This is a genomic window from Niveispirillum sp. KHB5.9 (genome assembly GCF_048066115.1).
GTDB lineage: Bacteria > Pseudomonadota > Alphaproteobacteria > Azospirillales > Azospirillaceae > Niveispirillum.
Genome location: NZ_JBLTYX010000006.1, coordinates 129,511 through 147,214, shown reverse-complemented (window position 1 = coordinate 147,214; position 17,704 = coordinate 129,511). Strand labels below are relative to the sequence as shown.

The 17,704-nt window shown below is 66.1% G+C and carries 19 protein-coding genes; 11 read left to right on the top strand and 8 right to left on the bottom strand.

Translation table 11 applies throughout. From position 1 onward, the window contains the following. Positions 1-50: 50 nt before the first annotated feature. From ACM9HJ_RS12785 to ACM9HJ_RS12775, 3 genes are all read right to left on the bottom strand, one after another. Entirely contained in the window at positions 51-1,652 is a 1,602-nt protein-coding gene (locus ACM9HJ_RS12785; protein ID WP_416572119.1) for a methyl-accepting chemotaxis protein, read from the bottom strand. Between the two features lie 114 nt (positions 1,653-1,766). After that, positions 1,767-2,459, bottom strand: coding sequence for an ATP12 family chaperone protein (locus ACM9HJ_RS12780; RefSeq protein WP_416572118.1), 693 nt, complete (start codon positions 2,457-2,459; stop codon positions 1,767-1,769). A 6-nt stretch (positions 2,460-2,465) separates the two neighbouring features. Then, complete coding sequence (locus ACM9HJ_RS12775) at positions 2,466-3,137, bottom strand: HAD-IA family hydrolase (protein WP_416572117.1); 672 nt, start codon at positions 3,135-3,137, stop codon at positions 2,466-2,468. A gap of 161 nt (positions 3,138-3,298) precedes the next feature. Here ACM9HJ_RS12775 and ACM9HJ_RS12770 point away from each other — a divergent pair, with 161 nt between their 5' ends. Further along, positions 3,299-4,300, top strand: coding sequence for a BMP family ABC transporter substrate-binding protein (locus ACM9HJ_RS12770; RefSeq protein ID WP_416572116.1), 1,002 nt, complete (start codon positions 3,299-3,301; stop codon positions 4,298-4,300). Here the strand turns inward: ACM9HJ_RS12770 and ACM9HJ_RS12765 are convergent. Genes ACM9HJ_RS12765 through ACM9HJ_RS12755 form a run of 3 tightly spaced genes read right to left on the bottom strand, consistent with a single transcriptional unit; the run spans position 4,284 to position 6,570 of the window. Next, positions 4,284-5,315 carry an RluA family pseudouridine synthase gene (locus ACM9HJ_RS12765; protein ID WP_416572115.1) on the bottom strand — a complete coding sequence of 344 codons (1,032 nt, stop codon included), beginning with the start codon at positions 5,313-5,315 and terminating at the stop codon, positions 4,284-4,286. The two genes, ACM9HJ_RS12770 and ACM9HJ_RS12765, sit on opposite strands and share 17 nt — an antisense overlap. Continuing rightward, positions 5,312-5,692, bottom strand: coding sequence for a fluoride efflux transporter CrcB (crcB, locus tag ACM9HJ_RS12760; protein ID WP_416572114.1), 381 nt, complete (start codon positions 5,690-5,692; stop codon positions 5,312-5,314). Before crcB ends, ACM9HJ_RS12765 begins: the two co-directional genes overlap by 4 nt. Then, positions 5,689-6,570 carry a hypothetical protein gene (locus ACM9HJ_RS12755; RefSeq protein ID WP_416572113.1) on the bottom strand — a complete coding sequence of 294 codons (882 nt, stop codon included), beginning with the start codon at positions 6,568-6,570 and terminating at the stop codon, positions 5,689-5,691. Before ACM9HJ_RS12755 ends, crcB begins: the two co-directional genes overlap by 4 nt. A 70-nt stretch (positions 6,571-6,640) precedes the next feature. On the opposite strand from ACM9HJ_RS12755, the gene ACM9HJ_RS12750 reads away from it, so the two are divergent. Continuing rightward, a complete protein-coding gene (locus ACM9HJ_RS12750) occupies positions 6,641-7,120 on the top strand; it encodes a glutathione peroxidase (RefSeq protein WP_416572112.1) in 480 nt (159 codons plus the stop codon). Between the two features lie 3 nt (positions 7,121-7,123). Here ACM9HJ_RS12750 and dgt read toward each other — a convergent pair whose 3' ends face one another. Next, the gene (gene dgt, locus ACM9HJ_RS12745) at positions 7,124-8,446 is read right to left on the bottom strand and encodes a dGTP triphosphohydrolase (protein ID WP_416572111.1); all 1,323 of its coding nucleotides are present in this window, start codon (positions 8,444-8,446) and stop codon (positions 7,124-7,126) included. A gap of 104 nt (positions 8,447-8,550) precedes the next feature. Between dgt and erpA the strand changes: the two genes are divergently transcribed. The 5 genes from erpA (at position 8,551) to ACM9HJ_RS12720 (ending at position 13,617) form a co-directional block, all read left to right on the top strand. Next, positions 8,551-8,931: an iron-sulfur cluster insertion protein ErpA gene (erpA, locus tag ACM9HJ_RS12740; RefSeq protein ID WP_416572110.1), complete on the top strand. Its 381-nt coding sequence runs from the start codon at positions 8,551-8,553 to the stop codon at positions 8,929-8,931. A gap of 131 nt (positions 8,932-9,062) precedes the next feature. Then, positions 9,063-9,842, top strand: a complete 780-nt coding sequence (locus ACM9HJ_RS12735; protein ID WP_416572109.1) for an exodeoxyribonuclease III — start codon at positions 9,063-9,065, stop codon at positions 9,840-9,842. Between the two features lie 85 nt (positions 9,843-9,927). After that, positions 9,928-11,919, top strand: a complete 1,992-nt coding sequence (locus ACM9HJ_RS12730; RefSeq protein WP_416572108.1) for a multicopper oxidase family protein — start codon at positions 9,928-9,930, stop codon at positions 11,917-11,919. A gap of 239 nt (positions 11,920-12,158) precedes the next feature. Continuing rightward, positions 12,159-12,458 carry a hypothetical protein gene (locus ACM9HJ_RS12725; protein ID WP_416572107.1) on the top strand — a complete coding sequence of 100 codons (300 nt, stop codon included), beginning with the start codon at positions 12,159-12,161 and terminating at the stop codon, positions 12,456-12,458. 76 nt (positions 12,459-12,534) lie between these two features. After that, positions 12,535-13,617 (top strand): isoaspartyl peptidase/L-asparaginase family protein, encoded by a 1,083-nt coding sequence (locus tag ACM9HJ_RS12720; protein WP_416572106.1) that lies wholly within the window; start codon positions 12,535-12,537, stop codon positions 13,615-13,617. Between the two features lie 118 nt (positions 13,618-13,735). Here ACM9HJ_RS12720 and ACM9HJ_RS12715 read toward each other — a convergent pair whose 3' ends face one another. Further along, entirely contained in the window at positions 13,736-14,560 is an 825-nt protein-coding gene (locus ACM9HJ_RS12715; RefSeq protein WP_416572105.1) for a cell envelope integrity EipB family protein, read from the bottom strand. Positions 14,561-14,830: 270 nt separating this feature from the next. Between ACM9HJ_RS12715 and ACM9HJ_RS12710 the strand changes: the two genes are divergently transcribed. The 4 genes from ACM9HJ_RS12710 (at position 14,831) to ACM9HJ_RS12695 (ending at position 17,696) form a co-directional block, all read left to right on the top strand. Then, positions 14,831-15,592, top strand: coding sequence for a GGDEF domain-containing protein (locus tag ACM9HJ_RS12710; RefSeq protein ID WP_416572104.1), 762 nt, complete (start codon positions 14,831-14,833; stop codon positions 15,590-15,592). Positions 15,593-15,638: 46 nt separating this feature from the next. Next, complete coding sequence (locus tag ACM9HJ_RS12705; protein ID WP_416572103.1) at positions 15,639-16,481, top strand: helix-turn-helix transcriptional regulator; 843 nt, start codon at positions 15,639-15,641, stop codon at positions 16,479-16,481. A gap of 174 nt (positions 16,482-16,655) precedes the next feature. Next, positions 16,656-16,802, top strand: a complete 147-nt coding sequence (locus tag ACM9HJ_RS12700) for a hypothetical protein (protein ID WP_416572102.1) — start codon at positions 16,656-16,658, stop codon at positions 16,800-16,802. Between the two features lie 66 nt (positions 16,803-16,868). Continuing rightward, positions 16,869-17,696 carry a DUF4198 domain-containing protein gene (locus ACM9HJ_RS12695; RefSeq protein WP_416572101.1) on the top strand — a complete coding sequence of 276 codons (828 nt, stop codon included), beginning with the start codon at positions 16,869-16,871 and terminating at the stop codon, positions 17,694-17,696. Positions 17,697-17,704: the final 8 nt, after the last annotated feature.

Genomic DNA, 17,704 nt, shown 5'->3' with positions numbered 1-17,704 from the left:
TTCGGCTTTTGCCGTCAGGGCTCGCCTGCGGCTCGACCTGACCTACGGGTTCAGAACCCCGCCGTCGCCTTCTCCGCCGGCATCGGCTCGTTCTGCAGCCGGTCAAGCTGCGCCACGACCCGTTCCGCCGCCTCCACCACCAGGGCGATTTCCCGGTTGGCACCGTCCTTGTCGCCTTGATTGAACAGTTCAACCGCCCGGATGCCATATTCATGCACCGACCGGTGCGGTACCTCCAGGCCCGCGAAGGCCGGGTGGTTGCGCATCGGCAGCGATCCGGCGCCGTAATACCATTTGCCCAGGCGGCAGGCATCGTGACGGACCAGATCCTCGACCTTCAGGGTCTGCAGGCCCACCACCATGTCGGCCAGCTTCTTCTTCCACAGGACGTGGTCGACCTTGGCGATCTTCACGATCTTGTTGGGGATGTCCTGCTTCATCAGGTCGGACAGCTGACGGCCCAGCAGCGATTCCACGCCCTTGGTGGCCTCCACGCTGCGCAGGATGGCTTTGCTGTTGCTGGCGGCGCGGGTGGCGATGTCGGTGACGCCCTGCTTCACCTCCTGCGCGGCTGCCGTCTGCTGCTGCAGGATCGATGCGATTTCCGCCATGCGCTCGGTGGTGGTGTCCACCCGCGCCGTCACGTCGTCGATGCGGGCCGACACTTCGCGCATCTGTTCCTGGCCCGAGGCCACGGCGCGCGTGCCTTCCTGCATGGAGCCGACGATGGCCCCCATCTCGGTGCGCAGGTGCGCCAGCCGGGAACGGATATCTTCCGTCGCCCGGCCCGTCTGGCTGGCCAGGTTCTTCACCTCGCCCGCCACCACGGCGAAGCCCTTGCCGGCTTCACCGGCCCGTGCCGCCTCGATCGTGGCGTTCAGGGCCAGCAGGTTGGTCTGGGCGGCGATGGCCTCGATGCTGGCCAGGATGTCCTGGATACGGTCCGACGCGTCGGACAGTTCCGACACGCGCGACACGCTGTCGGCCACGGCATGGGCGATTGCATCCATGCCGCGCACCGCATGCCCCACGGCCTCGCGCCCGCTTTCGGCCACGTCATGCGCCTCGGCCGCCAGTTGCGCCACCTCCTGGCTGCGCATGGAAATCTCGTGCACGCCGGCCACTGTCTGTTCGGTGGCGGCGGCGATGGCTTGGGCCTGGCCATCCACGGCCCGCAACTGCCCCACCATCTCGGCATTGGCGATGGAGGCGTCGTTGATGGCGGTGGCGGTGTCGACCGTGCGGTCCATCAGGTTGGTGACGAAGCCGGGCAGGTCGGGCACCTTCCTGCCCTCGACAACGGGCGGCGGGGCCAGCAAGGCGGCCAGCGCATCGGACAGCAGCATGCCCAGCAACCGCACCCCGTCGACGGCGGCGGCCGTACGCCAGCGGGAGGAGGCGACCAGGGCGGCCGACAATTCCGCCTGCGCCGTGGCGAAGGCGGCGGCGGCACTGGCCGGCGACTGGCCCGATGCCCGGAAGGCGGCGGCCAGGGCCTCGCGCTTTTCCGCGTCCAGCCCGCCCTCGACCAGGGGCCGCAGGGCTGCAACATCGATCCCCGCCACACCCAACCGGCGCTGCAGAGCCGTCAGCGCCGCGCCATAAGCATCGCCCGTGCGCGCCAGTACGGCGCGACCGTCACCCTTCGCCATCCCCGTCTTTCCTCCCCACCGCGCTTGCGCGCCTTTTGTTGCAGGGATGTGTAACAGGTTTGGCGACGGCTGGAAACGCGGGTTGCAGGCCCGCGTATCGCAACAATCGATGCTTCAGCGCAGCAATTCCAGGAAGCGCACGGTATGGGCCAGATCGGCGCGCTGGATGGCGCGGCGATCGGCCGCCTCGTAATCCTCGCCCCATTTCTCGATCTGGAAATTCTCGTCCAGCTGCGCCAGATCGAACGCCTGTTCCGCCGTCAGATGCCCATCGACCAGGGCCAGCGAGACCAGCAGCGATCCGGTGATGCCGATAACGTTCTGCAGCGCCGTCAGCCGCCATTCATCCAGCTCATCCACCCCCGCCCGCATCGCCTTCAGTGCATCGGTCGGCTGGGCACGATGGATGATGCCGCTGGTGACCAGCAACTGCGCGTCATAGCGGCGCGCGGCCCAGTCCAGCAGCGGGTTCCACAGCCTGGCTTGCCGCTCCACCAGTTCATCCGGCTCGTCCGCGCGGTAACAGACCAGCTCGCTCTCGCCATAAACGGCCGACGCTTCCGCCACCGCATCCAGGCGTCCGCGCACCCCGTCGATGCTGGTGCTGGCCAGCTGGGTCAGGGGCATGGTGGCGGGCTTCACCTCGTCGCCCTGCGCTTCCCATTCCGCCGCGATACCTTCGGCCAGGGCGCGGGTGGGCACGGCGAAGGGCAGCTTGGCCGGGGTGCGCACCGGCTTGGCATCCAGCGCCACGGAGAAGCCGCCATCGGCCTCTATCACCGCCACCTGTTTGTAGAAGCGCTTCATATCCGATCAACCCTTGTGCAGCAGGCCCGCCACCGCATCCGGCAGGGCCGCGTAATCATGCACCAGACGGTCGGCCCCCGCGGCCAGCAGTTCCGCCCCCTCATGGTATCCCCAGGAGACGCCGACGGAGCGCACCCGCGCGTTGCGGGCCATCATGATGTCGAAGCTTGTATCGCCGATGACCACGGTATTGGCCGCATCCGCCCCGCTTTCGGCCAAGGCGGCATAGACCATATCGGGGCTGGGCTTGCCCGCCACGCGGTCGCTGGTCTGCAAGGTGACGAACCGCGCCGTCAAGCCATGATGCAGCAAGGTGGCGTCCAGCCCGCGCCGGCTCTTGCCCGTGGCCACACCCAGCACGAACCCCGCCGCCTCCAGCGCGTCCAGGGCCGCCACCGTGCCCTCGAACAAAGGTTCCGGATGCGTGCCGGCCAGCCGGTTGCGATAGAAGGCCTGCTTGTACGCCTCCGATATCGCCTCATGCGCATCAAGGCCCAGCGCCGGGGCCAGCCGCGCCACGGCCTCCACCAGTTCCAGGCCCACCACCCGGCGCACATCGCGCGCCGGCGGCGGCACAAGCCCATGGGCGGTGAACCCCACCTCCATGGCGGCAATGATGGCATGCTGGCTGTCGACCAGCGTGCCGTCGCAATCGAACAGGGCAAGTTTCAGGGCCATGGGTCCATGCACAGCTAAGGTTTCCGGCCCTTGCTACTCTCCAGGACGGCAGGTGTCGATAGCCACGACGGCATGCGGCGCATGCCCTTCCCGGCGTTGGGAAAACGCTAACCTTTGGCCTTTAGAATGGTGTCTGCACTCGCAAGGAATCATACTTCCGCATGCTTCGCTTTCTGATCCTTATCCTGCTCTTCTTCTGCCTGGCGGCGCTTCCCGCGCAAGCCAGGGAGGATTACGGGGTCATTTACAGCGGTCAGAAGGATGACCGGGTGTTCAACTCCCTGGCGGTATCCGCCCTGTCGCGGTTCGAGGCGGAGAATGACGTGGCCTTCCGCCCACGGGTGATCGTGACACAGGAAGACAGCGCCACCGCCATCCGCGCTTTCGTCGAACGCGGCATCACCACCCTGGTGCTGGTGGGCTTCATCCACGAACAGGCGCTGCGTGAACTGGCGCCGCTTTATCCGCATGCGCGCTTCACCATCATCGACGGCGATGTGACCGGCCCCAATGTCCGGTCGATCCGATTCCGGGAGCAGGAGGCGGGTTTCCTGGCCGGGATGGCGGCGGCCTATGCCAGCCGGTCCGGCCGCGTCGCCTTCATGGGCGCCGTCGCCACGCCGCCGGTGCAGCGCTTCGGCTGCGGCTTCATCCAGGGCGTGCGCGAGGCGGGGCGTCCGGTACAGGTGACGGCCCGCTACATGACCACCGATCTGGACGGGTTCCGCGATCGCCGTCTGGCCCGCACCGTGGCGAACGAGATTCTGGCCGACGGCGCCGACGTGCTGTTCCCCGCCGCCGGTCTGGCCAGCCGCGACGCGCTGCTGATCGCCGCGCAGGCCGGCAAGTTCGGTATCGGAGTCGACAGCGACCAGGAGGAACTGGCCCCCGGCCATATTGTCACCACCGCCCTGAAACGTATCGATGTGGCCGTGACCACGGCGCTGCGTGAGTTGGTGGACGGGACCTGGGCACCCGGCAATCATGAACTGGGCGTGGCCGAACAGGGTGTGGATTGGGTCCGCCACGGGGCGGACCGTTTCCTGACGGCCAAGCAGATCAGTGCCATCGAAAAGGCCAAGGGCCGGATCGGGGCCGGCCGCCTGAAGATCGCCCTGGGCGACGCCGCCTGCGACAGGCCCGGCCTTAATCCAATGCCATGAAAGGATCTTCCTTCAGGTTCATACTGAACCCGAAATAATCCCAGGCTGGTCTCATATGTTCCGGAAGCGGAGCGGTTACATCGACGGTGCCGCCACGCGGATGCGGGATGATGATGCGGCGTGCATGCAGGTGCAGCTGCCGCTTCACCTCCGCCCCGCCGATGAACGCCTCTTGGCCCGCATATTTGCCGTCGCCCAGGATCGGCGTGCCGATGGCGTTCATATGCACGCGCAGCTGATGCGTACGCCCCGTGCGTGGCCACAAAGCCACGAAGGCCGCTTTGCGGTGGGCATGTTCCAGCACGGTGTAATAGGATTGGGCGCGCTGGCCGTTGCGCTCATCCACCATCATCCGCTCACCACCCGCCGCCATCTCCTTGGCGATGGACAGGTCGATACGGCCCTGGTGCGGTTCCGGCACGCCGACCGTGATGGCCCAATAGATCTTGCGCGCATCGCGGCCGCGGAAGCTTTCCGTCAGGCGGCTGGCGGCGAAGCTGTTGCGGGCCAGGACCAGGCAGCCGCTTGTATCCTTGTCCAGCCGGTGCACCAGCTTGGGCCGACCCTCCGCATCGAATTTCAGCAGGTCCAGCATCGCGTCCAGATGCTTGTCCTGGCCGGTGCCGCCCTGCACGGCCATGCCCGCCGGCTTGTCCAGCACGATGACGTCGGCGTCGCGATACAGCACGCAGGCGCGCAGCGCCGCGATCTCCTTGTCGCTGAATACCGGCTTGCGGGGCTTGTCCTCCACCGCGGCACCAGCCGCTACCGGGGCGGCATCGGGCAGCGGCGGGATGCGCACGCTCTGGCCCGGGGCCAGACGCGTATTGGCGTCGGCACGCTTGCCATCCACCCGCACCTGTCCCGTGCGCAGCAGCTTCTGCAGCGCGCCATGGCCCAATTCGGGGAAATGCCGCTTGAACCAACGGTCCAGGCGCACATCGGCCTCATCGTCCGCCACCAGCCTCGTCTCTACGATCTTTGCGGGACCGCGCGCATCACCGGCATCGCTCATGCCGCCACCATCCGTACCAAATAAAGCCCGGCAAACAGGCCGCCGAAGCCGATAACCAGGGACGACAGCACATAGGCCGCCGCCAGACCAATATCCCCCCGTTGCAGCATGTTCGCCGCATCCAGGGAGAAGCTGGAGAAGGTGGTGAACCCGCCCAGGATGCCCACCGTCAGGAAGGCGCGAACCTCCGGTGACGGTACCCAGGCCCCGGCCATCAATGCCGTCAGCAGCCCCATGATGAACGACCCGACGATATTCACCGTCAATGTCGCCCAGGGAAAGCCGCCATCGGTCCACCGTGCAAACCCCACCGCCGTCAGATACCGCGCCACGGAGCCGAACGCACCACCGATTGCGACATAGAAGACCATCTTCATGATACGCCGACCCCGAAAATCCAGCCCTCGCGCCCGGCGATGTCCGCCGTCAAACCGACCGGCGCCCAGGCCGACGCGTTCCCCGCCAGCCGCGACAGTCCGGCTGCGGTGATGATGGCATCCCCGATGTGATCGTCAAACTGTTCCGGCACCTCGTGCGACAGGGTGCAGCCGAAATGCGCCACCGCCGCTTCCATCGCCGCCCGTCCGGTGATCTTGCGCACCCCACCCAGCGCCTGTTTGCGGAACAGGGTGGGATAAATCTCCATCACCACGCTCTGCCCTGCCGCCGGCATCTCCACCGGCCAGACGGCCAGCCGATCCCCCAGCAGCCCGCGCAGGTACCGCAGCGTGCGCATCCCCGCCAGCGACGCCTTGCCGACCTGCTTGGACGCCGCCGCCAGCTTGAACAACGACACGGGCGTCCCCGCCCCGGTCTGGGCCGCCACGATCTCCACCCGCCGCCGCTTGGTCGACCCATCGCCCCAATGGGCGGGCATCGGCCCGTCGATCCAGAAACTGGGCGCCAGGCGCGGGTCGGCGACGGCCGCCCCGGCGAAATGATCCTCCCCCTGCCCGCCCGCCTGTTCCACCAGGTCCCACAGGGCGACCATGTCCGTCACGTCGGGCACCCGGCCATCCAGATAGCCCACCCCCTCCACCCAGGGCATGGCGAATCCGAAATCGAACCCGGCCAGCACGCGGGCCCCGCCCCGCACCTGTACCGCGATCCAGTCCGCCGCCTCCCGCCGTCCCCAATACCGGCCGGCGGGCCATACGGGCCGCACCAGACCGCCGGGATCGCAAGCGGCGACGGCCACGGCGCGGGCCGGCTGCGCTCCGGTCCAGTCGATGCCAACGAAAAGGTCGTACCCCATCCACACCCCTGCATTGCCAACCGCCCGCCACCGTCGCATGATCGCGCCCCAGGCCACCGGGAGGATTTTCATGACCAGCATCTATGACTTCACCGCCAAGACGCTCGACGGCAAGGATGTCTCATTGGGCGACTGGCAGGGCAAGGTGCTGCTGATCGTGAATACCGCCAGCAAGTGCGGCTTCACCTACCAATATGAGGGTCTGGAGAAGCTACACCGCGATTATGCGGCGCGCGGCCTGGTGGTTCTGGGCTTCCCCTGCAACCAGTTCCGCCAGCAGGAACCCGGCGACGCCGCCGAAATCGCCAATTTCTGCTCCCTGACCTATGATGTCAGCTTCCCGATGTTCGCCAAGATCGACGTCAATGGCGACGGCACCCACCCGCTCTATCAATGGCTGAAGACCCAGAAGCGCGGCTTCCTGGGCACCAGCGGCATCAAGTGGAACTTCACCAAGTTCCTGGTCGACCGCTCCGGCAAGGTGGTCGGCCGCTTCAGCCCGACGACGAAGCCCGAGGCGCTGACGGGGACGATCGAGAAGCTGTTGTAAACCTCACCCCGCGATCAACTGCGCCTGCCGGATCGCGAACCGGTCGGTCATCCCCGCGATATAATCCATCAGCGCGCGGGTCCAGCCCGACCGGTCATAGGGCACCTGCCGGATGCCCGGTATCGTCTCCAACAGCGAGGCGAAGCGGCGCGGCAGGTCGGCGCCCGGTCCCAGCTTTTCGCGCGCCAGCAGCGCCTCGCCATAGGCGTTCAGCAAAATGGTGACGGTGCGGGCGGCCACGATGTCGGTTTCGCACCGCTGATGGCCGCGATAGATCTGGGTATAGGACACGTCGGAAATATCCTTCAGCGCGTCCGTCCGCTCGATCATCTTCAACAGCGGGCCTACCGGCTTGCCCTCCATGATGTCGGGCAGCTTGTCCAGGAAGGCGGCCGCCGCATCGGTGACCAGCCGGTCGATGGCGCGGGCGCGCAAATAGATCAGGCGGCGATCCTCATCCTCGATCCCCTCATATTCGGCGCGGTCCCAATCGATCAGCGGCTCCAGCAGCTCCTCCGCATCGGCGAAGGACAGCATGCGCATCTTCACCGCATCCTCGATATCGACGACGGAGTAGCAGGCATCGTCCGCCGCCTCCACCAGATAGGCCAGCGGATGCCGGCACCAGCTATCGCGGCCGGTGGGCACCAGGCCCAGCTCATCCGCCACCTCGGCCATCAGTTCCGTCTCACTGCCCAGGAAGCCGTATTTGCGCTTGTGCGGCCGTTCCTCGCCCGCGAAGGCCGGGGCCGACCAGGGGTATTTGCCATAGGTGCCCAGCGTCGCGGCCGTCAGCTGCAGCCCGCCCTGCGCCCGCCAGCCCTGCAACCGGGTCAGCACGCGAAACCCCTGGGCATTGCCTTCGAAATTCGACAGCTCATTGGCCTGTTGCCCGTCCACCCCGGACAGGATTTCCCGGCCCAGTACCGTGCCGGCGAACCAGTCAGAGATGATGTCCTCGCCCGTATGGGCAAAGCACGGCGTGCCCAGATCGTGGGCCAGGGCACCGGCCGCCACCACATTGCCGATATCGGCGGCATTGGCCGGCACCTCGTCCTGACCATAGCGCCGGATGATCTCCGCGCCGGCCCAGCTGCCCAGCGAACGGCCGACGCGGGCCGCCTCCATCGAATGGGTCAGGCGCGAACGGACATAATCCGACCCGCCGATGCCATGCACCTGCTGCTTGTCCGACAGGCGCCGGAAGCTGGTGGAGAAGGTGATGCGGTCGATATCGATCTCATAGGCACTGCGATAAGGCAGTTCCGGCGCCAAACCGTCCTTCGCCAGGCGCTTGCGGGACAACAGGGTCTGCCAACGCATCATCGCGATACCTCCAATGCAGGGCACGCCCGCTTTGACGGACACGCCTTCGCCGCTTACATAGGGAGTAAGCGTTTGTCCAGTCGTTAGCAGACAGGAACCATTCGATGAGCACATCCACTACCGTCGCTGACGGCACCCGCACCCCGCCGCCCGAAGGCCGCGCCATGACCCTGTCCGCCAGTGCCGCCCGCCGCATCGCGAAGCTGGCGACGCTGGAGGGCAATCCCGACCAGATGTTGCGCCTGACCGTGTCGGGCGGCGGCTGTTCCGGATTCCAGTACGGCTTCTCCTTCGACACCAATACCAACGATGACGACCATGTCTTCACCCGCGACGGGGCGAAGCTGGTGGTGGATGATGTGTCGCTGGACCTGCTGGCCGGGGCGGAGCTTGATTTCGCCGAGGACCTGATGGGCAGCTATTTCAAGGTCGTCAATCCCAACGCCGCGTCGTCCTGCGGCTGCGGCACCTCGTTCTCCGTTTGAATTTTCGTAGCGCGGATTAGGCGTAGCCGTAATCCGCGGAAAGCCCGTTGCGGTGGTCCCGCGGATTACGCTGGCGCTAATCCGCGCTACGATCAGTCTTCAATCCCATCGGCCAAGAAGGCAGCAAGCCCGTGAAGATCGCCACCTGGAACGTGAATTCCGCCAAGGCCCGCCTGCCCAACATCACCGAATGGCTGGCGGCCGAAGCGCCCGACGTTGTGCTGTTCCAGGAGATCAAGTGCGAGACGGCCTCATTCCCGGCTGCTGCGTTCGAGGAGCTGGGATACGAGGTCCATGCTATGGGCCAGAAGGCCTATAATGGCGTGGCGCTTCTGTCCAAGCTGCCGGTCAACGACCTGCTGACCCGCCTGCCGGGAGAGCCGGAGGACGAACAGGCCCGCTATGTCGAGGGCACGGTGGGCGGCGTGCGCATCGCCAGCATCTACCTGCCCAACGGCAACCCGACCGGCAATGGCGACAGCGAGAAATATCTCTACAAGCTGCGCTGGATGGAACGGCTGCGCCTGCGCGCCGCTGAGCTGCTGGCCACGGGCCAGCCCGTGGTCCTGGCCGGTGATTACAATGTCATCCCCGCGCCGGAGGATGTGTACGACCCCATCGGCTGGCGCGAGGATGCGCTGTTCCGGCAGGAAACGCGTCTGAAATTCCAGGAGATCCTGGCGCTGGGCTATACGGAGGCGTTCCGCACCCTGCATCCGGGTGCGGTCCCCGCCTATACGTTCTGGGACTATCAGGCCGGTGCCTGGCCCCGCAACAATGGCCTGCGCATCGACCATTTCCTGCTGTCGCCCCAGGCCGCCGATCGCGTCATCGCATGCGAGATCGACAAGGGCCCAAGGGGCAGGGAAAAGGCGTCCGACCACACGCCCGTCGTGCTGACACTGGGCTGAGGTGGACCGCCAAGGTTGCATCTGACATATACCTGAATTCCTGTTATCCTTCGGCGCTTTGAACGCGCCGAAGGGGGAATGGGGTATGCGTCTGGTTTTGAGGATGGGCGTTGCCGCCCTGTGCCTGTCCGTCTGTCCCTCCGTCCTGGCGGATGAACTGCAAAACCCGCCCGACATGCGCAAGAATGGCGATGGCCCCTATGTGCTGATCGCGAAGACCGAGATTTATCCGTTCAACGGCACCCAGGTACAAACCCGCAGCTTCGTCACCGAAGGGGCGGACAAGTCGCCCAAGCGCCTGATCGCCCCCACCCTGCGCGCCCATCCGGGTGAGCATGTGCGCCTGAAGCTGCGCAACGACCTGACGCCGACCACCGCTATCGACATTCCGGGTAAGAAACAAGCCGCCGACCGCAAGGCGGAGGAGAAGGAGGCCGGTGATTTCTATCCCGAGGCGCCGAAGCTGGGCCATGGTCCCGGTTCCGGCACCTATGTCGATACGCTGCCGCACGGGTTCGACATCCTGAACCTGCATACCCATGGCCTGCATGTCTCACCGCTGGGCAACAGCGACAATGTGCTGCTGAACATCCTGCCCAAGGGGGCCACGGCGGATGACCTGAAGAAGGCCTGCCATATGGAAACCGACAAGGATGTGGCCCATCGCCATGTCTGCGTCGATGGCGAGTTCGACTTCGAATACAAGATCCCCGATGCGCATCCGTCCGGTACATACTGGTACCACCCGCACAAGCATGGCTCCGTGGCCATCCAGCTGGGCAGCGGCATGGCCGGCGCCCTGATCATCGAGGATGAGAAGCGCGGCATCGACAGCCTGCCCGCCGTGAAACACGCCAAGGCCTATGATGGCGAACGCATCCTGGTCATCCAGGAGATCAATTATTCCGCCGCCTTCTCCCCCGACGGCGCGCCGTCCAAGGCGCCCAACGCCGTCAATTGCTATGGCACCTATGGCGTGACCGTGTGCAACACGCTGGGTTACGATTATCCGACCGGCTATGCCCCGCCCATCAACGGGCAATTCTCCGTCAACGGCCAGGTCAACCCCACCATCTCCATGGCACCGGGAGAGGCCATGCTGTGGCGCGTGATCAACACCACGGTCGGCAATGTTCAGCCTTTCTGCGTCGTCCCTGCCAGCGGCACCACCACACCGGCTCCGGCCCTTTATGCCCTGGCCGCCGATGGCGTTCCCGTCCAGCGTCCGTTGAAGGCCGGCGCAACGGATCAGCCCTTCCTGCTGGGCCCGCCCGTCTACGACCTGACGACGGCAACGGCCGGCACCGATGTCATCACCAATGAACTGGTGCTGATGGCGCCCGGCCAGCGCATGGATCTGATGGTGCAGGCCCCGACGGCGGAAGGCCAGTATGTGATCTATCAGGCCCCGGCGCCGGCCACCGGCGCCAACGCGCAGAACCCTACCACCAGCCTGTGCGGCGCCACGCCGCCCAGCGGCACGCCAACGCTGCTCACCATCAATGTCACCAAGAAGCGCAAGGCCAAGAACCTGAACAAGGCCGTACCGACCCAAACGGCCCTGAACGCGCTCTATACGCCCATCGACCTGACGACCGCCAACGACGTGCCCGACGGTCCCACCCAGGGCGTGGTCTTCGGCTTCACCAACACCGAATACGCCCCGCCCGCCATTGGTGGTGCATCGGTGGTGAACGGCCGTCCCTTCAACCTGGAACGGGTGCAGCGCCGGCTGAAGCTGGGGCAGATGGATCGCTGGGGCGTGCAGAGCGCGTCCGACACCCACATGTTCCACATCCATATCAACTCGTTCCAGATCGTACAGCGCGGGGCCATCGCCTATGACTTCCCCGTCTGGCGCGACACGGCCCTGATCAACTGCGCGCCCGGCCCAGGCGGCTGCACCTTCCCGTTCGGCAACACCGCGCAGCCCAATGACAACCCGCCCGGCGGCAGTGGCGAGGTGCTGCAATTCCTGTCCCGCGCCCTGGATTTCCACGGCCCCATGGTCATGCACTGCCATAATGTGAACCATGAGGATAATGGCATGATGGAGCTGCTGGAACTGGTGAGGTAAGCCCTAAAACCAGATCCCGATGAGTTCAACTCATCGGGATCTGGTTCGGTGGCGACCGCCGCCGCGCCGCCCATGCGGCTTAGCCAAGCCAACGGATGTTGGCGCCGGCGATTGAGGTCGGTGATCGGTTCCGATCACCGAAATTTGGCATAAAAGCGCCATTATTTCCTTTCGCAGGTGGAACCAACCCATCGGGCCGGGCGTTTTCCATTCGTCCTTGAAGGCGAAAGGAGACAGCCATGACCGACGAAAGCCTGGTGCGGACGCGCGCCTTTCAACTGTGGGATATCAAGGGACGCCTGCCCGGATCGTTGAACGAATGCCTGGAGGAGGCACGCCGGGAACTGAACCAGCAGGCCATCCGCGACAGTCTGGCGGGTGATGCCACCGCACCGCCCCCCAGCCAGACCAGGCCCGGCCAGTTGTTCACCGATCCCGACGATGAACGGGCCTCCATCGACCGGCGTGGCCGGGATATCGAGGTGGAGGCGGAACCCAAGCTGATGCGGACGCAGACGCAGGGCGCGCCGGAGGAATGACCCCTTCCAGGCTGGCTCCCACGGGCGTGCCTTGCTATCAAGGCTGACGCAATCCGACCCTTGGGAGAAGCCAGGAATGAAGCACCCGGTCCGCCTCGCCGCCCTGATCCTGCTGGCGCTGGGCCTGTCGGCCTGCGCCACGAAACCGGCACAGGACAAGGCAGCCGCCGTCCGCCCCGCCTGGGCGCTGGCCATCCATGGCGGTGCCGGGGTGATGGACCGGGAAACGATGGGGCCGGAGACGGAGGCCTCATACCGCGCCGCCATGCATGCCGCCCTGGAGCGTGGCCGCACCGTCCTGGAAAAGGGTGGTACGGCACTGGATGCCGTGGTGGCCGTGGTCCGCGGGCTGGAGGATGATCCGCAGTTCAATGCCGGCAAGGGTGCGGTCTTTACCGCCGATGGCCGCAACGAGCTGGACGCCGCCATCATGGATGGTTCCAACCTGAAGGCCGGCGCCGTGGCCGGCATCACCGGCACGAAGAACCCGATCAGTCTGGCCCGCGCCGTCATGGAGGCGTCCCCCCATGTCATGCTGATCGGGGCCGGGGCGGAGAAGTTCGGGCAGCAGGCCAGCGTGGAACAGGCCGATGCCGCCTGGTTTTTCACCGAACGCCGCTGGCAGTCGCTGAAAAAGACCCTGAAGGAACGCGGCCTGCCCATTCCGGCCCGTCCGGCCGGCGTGGGGCCGGAGCCCGTGCCGCTGGCCGCCAGCCAGATGGCGTTCGAGGATCGCAAATACGGCACCGTCGGCGTGGTCGCTCTCGACAATGCCGGTCATATCGCAGCCGGCACATCGACCGGCGGCACCACGGCCAAACTGTGGGGCCGGGTCGGCGACGTGCCGATCATCGGCGCCGGCACCTATGCCAACGACAAGTCCTGCGCGGTGTCGGCCACGGGGACGGGTGAATATTTCATCCGCCTGGGCGTGGCGCGTGCCATCTGCGATCTGGTGGAACTGAAGGGGATGACCCTGCAAAAGGCCGCCGACGAGGTGATCCAGGCCCGCCTGACCGCGCTGGGCGGCGATGGGGGTATCGTCGCCGTCACCCCCGACGGGCAGGTTGCATGGTCCTTCAACACGTCCGGCATGTACCGCGCCCGTCAGGAGGCCGGCGGCGAACCATTGGTCGGTATCTTCAAAGGCGAGCCTTGAGCGCCCTCATACCAGCGGCATGAGTTTCATGCCGCTGGGGGCCGGCGACTGCCGGCCCGCCGCTCGTGTGGCGTAAGCCAAGCCGCCGGATGGCGGCGCCCGGCGCCTGAGGGACATATCAACAGGGCGGCTTGATGGCCTTTTCCAGCGTCTCCAGCTCCATGGAGACGCGGAAATCGCCGTAATCGACCAGCATGGACCGGACGATGCCGTTCTCCTGCAACACCATGTTGGTCTCATAATCGGGCAGCGGTTCACCCGGATTGATGGGGAAGAAGGCTAGCGACACCTGCCAAGCCTTGGCCACCAGGAGGTCGGCATCCTTCACCTTCATCGCCGCCGGCGACCGTATCTTGCCGACGATGGTGTTCACCGGGCTGGCGCCATCCGCCTCCGCCCCGTCGAACACCGGCACGGAGAACAGGTTCTCCGGCGACCCGGCCTGTTTCAGCACGCGTAGCGTATGGGCGGTGGGGAACATGGTGCCGGGCTTCAGCGGCATTGACCGCGTCTCCGGCTTGTCATAGCGGACATTGCCGCCGCCCATGCCGTCCAGCGTGGCGCCGCCGGACAGTTCCTCATCCACCTCGCCGTTCACCAGCTTGCGCACATTGAACCGGTAGGCGGAGCCATCCTTCGCCTCCCAGGTCGCATAATTGGTGATCAGGTTCATGTCCTCCCCCTCCGCGTAGGAGAAGGCGACCTGGAAACGCTGGTCGATGGTCCAGCCGTCGCAGGCATCGTTCCAGGAAAAGCTCATCTGTCCGCTGACATCGGTGATGCCGCTTTGCAGCCGCGCATGATCCAGCTTCAGCCGATATGTGGCCTTGTGCGGGGCGATATCGATGGCGGATCGGCCGAAAGCCGGCGCGGTACCGGCCGCACCCAATGCAATGGCAAGGGCGAAGGCGACGGCACGGCGCGAATGGGATTGAACGGTCACGTTGGGCACGGGCCTGGATCGTGGCTAGGGCCGTTATCTTGCGCCCCCTGGCGCCCCGCCGCAACGTCCATTCGCTCCATACCGCGGTGTGACAAATCTGCTCGGCAGCAACTGCCAGCGTTTCCCGGTGTTCACCCGGCAAGAACTGCCGCCCGGCAGGGGCCTCATGACGGGATCAGAACACAAACCCATGTTTTCAAAGGATTTTCCCTCTGGCACGGCCATTGCTGCTCCCAAGGCGGAGCAACAGCCCGTTTTGGGGAGCCAACCATGAGCCCGTTCGATGCCGTCCAGACCCGTCCGATGACGAAGTCCAGGGGACTGGACCGCGCCATGTCGTTCCCTCCCCAGCCTTCATCTGCCGCCAACAGCCTGCAATCCCTGGCTCGCGCCGTCGCCGGCGGCCTGGGTGGTGCCGTGTCGCCCGACCTGGGCCCCGTCTCCCTGCCTGCCGACACCTATGTCTACCTGTTGCAGGACACGATCATGCGGCTGCGCGAGGCCGAAGCGAAGATCACGGAGCAGAAGGAACGGATCGAGCATCTGGAAACCCTGTCCATGACGGACGAGCTGACCAGCCTGCTGAACCGCCGCGGCTTCGTCGATGCCTTCGGGCGTGAACTGGCCTCGTCGCGGCGCAACGGTGTGGGCGGCGTGCTGGTCATCATCGACCTGGACGGGTTCAAGGCGATCAACGACACGCATGGCCATCTCTGCGGCGACTGGTACCTGCGCCAGGTGGCCCGCACCCTGAAGGAAAATGTCCGCGCCCATGACATCGTGGCCCGGTTCGGCGGGGACGAATTCGCGGTGCTGCTGACCGACACCGACCAGGCCCAGGGCATGGCCCGCGCCGATGCCCTGTCCGCCATCTTCAACGCCGCCATCTGCCAGTGGCAGATGCTGGAACTGCCCCTGCGCGGCAGCTTCGGCACCCAGGCCTATGGCCCAGGCGACCAGGAGGAAGACGTGATCCGCCGCGCCGATGCCGGCATGTACCGCGCCAAGCGTCAGGCCAAGGCCGCCCGCTGAGCCTGCGGCTTGTTCGGCTGATCGCCGCCGCGTAGCATGGGGTGCCATGGCCCCCTACCGCGTCACCCCCCTTCTGGCGACCGCCACCGTCCGCGTGCTCGATGCCGTCTGCACCGGTGATTGCGACCATGATCCGGGCGTGGATTGCGCCCATTCCACCTATCTGGCCTTTCCGTACCGCGGCCTGTACCAGCGCCAAGCCGGCGATGATGTCGCCGTGGCCGAACCCAACCAGGTGGTCTTCTTCAACGCCGGTGAGCCGTTCCGCATCACCCATCCCGTGCCCGGCGGCGATGCCAGCCTGCTGCTGTTCATCGATCCGCATCTGCTGCGGGAACTGCCGCGACCGGAGATGCTGTGCCCCGGCGATCCGGTGCGCTTCACCCGCCAGCGCCTGCGCATCGATCCGCGCGCCACGGCCCTGACCGCGATGCTGCGCTACAGCCTGCTGACCGACACCGCCGAACCGCTGGAGGCGGAAAGCCTGGCCCTGACCCTGGCACAGCGCGCACTCGGCCCCCGCACCTCCCACGCCGCCGATGCCCGCCATGGGCAGCAGCGGCTGGTGGACCGGATCAAGCTGGCGCTGTCTGCCGACCTGTCGCGTCGCTGGACCCTGGCAGAGATCGCTGCGGAGGTCGGTGGCTCCCCCGTCTATCTGACCCAGCTGTTCCGGCAGGTGGAGGGGGTGCCGCTCTATCGCTATCAGACCAGGCTGCGGCTGGCCCGTGCCCTGGACCTGATCGCGGAATACGAGGATCTGACCGCGCTGGGCCTGGAGCTTGGCTTCTCCAGCCACAGCCATTTCACCGCCGCCTTCCGCCAGGCCTATGGCCGCTCCCCCACAGAGTTCCGGCAATCGGTGCTGAAGCGGCCCGGCGCTGGCTGATACCAGCAGGCCGGCGACCGCCGGCCCGGCGCTCGTGCGCCGTGAGCCGAGGACGCGGATGCGTCCGCCCGGCGCCTGAGGGAACAAAGTAAAAAACCTAAAGATTTCGACAGCGCAGATTCTGCGTCCCTGGTTACATCCGTCCATCGCAACCCGATGAACGGAAACCGGATCATGACCCAGAAGACCTGTGCCGCCTGCGACTGCGATCTGGACGACCGGCCCATCAAGGTGAAGGTCGGCGGCCGCACCGTGGAAGTCTGCTGCGAGGATTGCGCCCGCAAGCTGAACGAAGCCGACATTTCCGCCCAAGGCGACTGATCGCCCTACCAGGCCGGCGACACCGCCGACCTTTTTCTCAAAAATCCAAATCGAAGGAACCACGCCATGGCGGGGAACGGCGGCGCTTTGTCTTTCGGCATCCTGCTGCTCATCGGCATGCTGGCCACCCGAACGGCCAACGCCCATGATTTCTGGATACAGCCGCAATCGTTCCATACCCTCCCGGGCCAGGACCTGCCCGCCAACCTGATGGTGGGTGACCACGAGACACGCCAGCGCTCCCCCATCCGGGAAAAGCGCATCCTGGTGCTGAACAGCATCGGTCCCGCCGGCATCAGGGACCAGCGTCCCCACCTGTCTTTGGGGGCCGTCGATGCCGACATGCACCTTTCCCTGGACGGGGCCGGCACGCATCTGATCGTGCTGGAAACCAACCACGTCCCCATCACCCTGCCACCCGACCGGTTCAACGCCTATATCCGCGACGAAGGGCTAACCCCGGCCATCGCCTGGCGTGCCGCGAACAATGAAAGTGACCGGCCCGGCCGCGAACTCTATGGCCGCCGCGCCAAATCCATCATCCAGCAGGGCGCCGGCACCAGTGACATCACCCGGCCGGTGGGTCTCAGCCTGGAGATCGTGCCGGAAACCCATCCTGGCCTGCTGACGGCGGGCCAGCCCCTGCCCGTGCGCATCCTGTTCAACGGCGTCCCCCTGCCCGGCGCGCAACTGGTGCTGACCGACCTGCGCCCCGGTGGCGATGCGGTGGCACGGCAGGTGACCGACACGGCCGGCCATACCAGCCTGACCATCCCCCATGACGGCCCCTGGCTGCTCAGCACCGTCTGGACCAAGCCGCTGGCCGACCGCGCCATCGCCGATTTCGAGACGACTTTCTCCAGCCTGTCCTTCGCCATCGGCACCGCCCCTTAAGGACCATC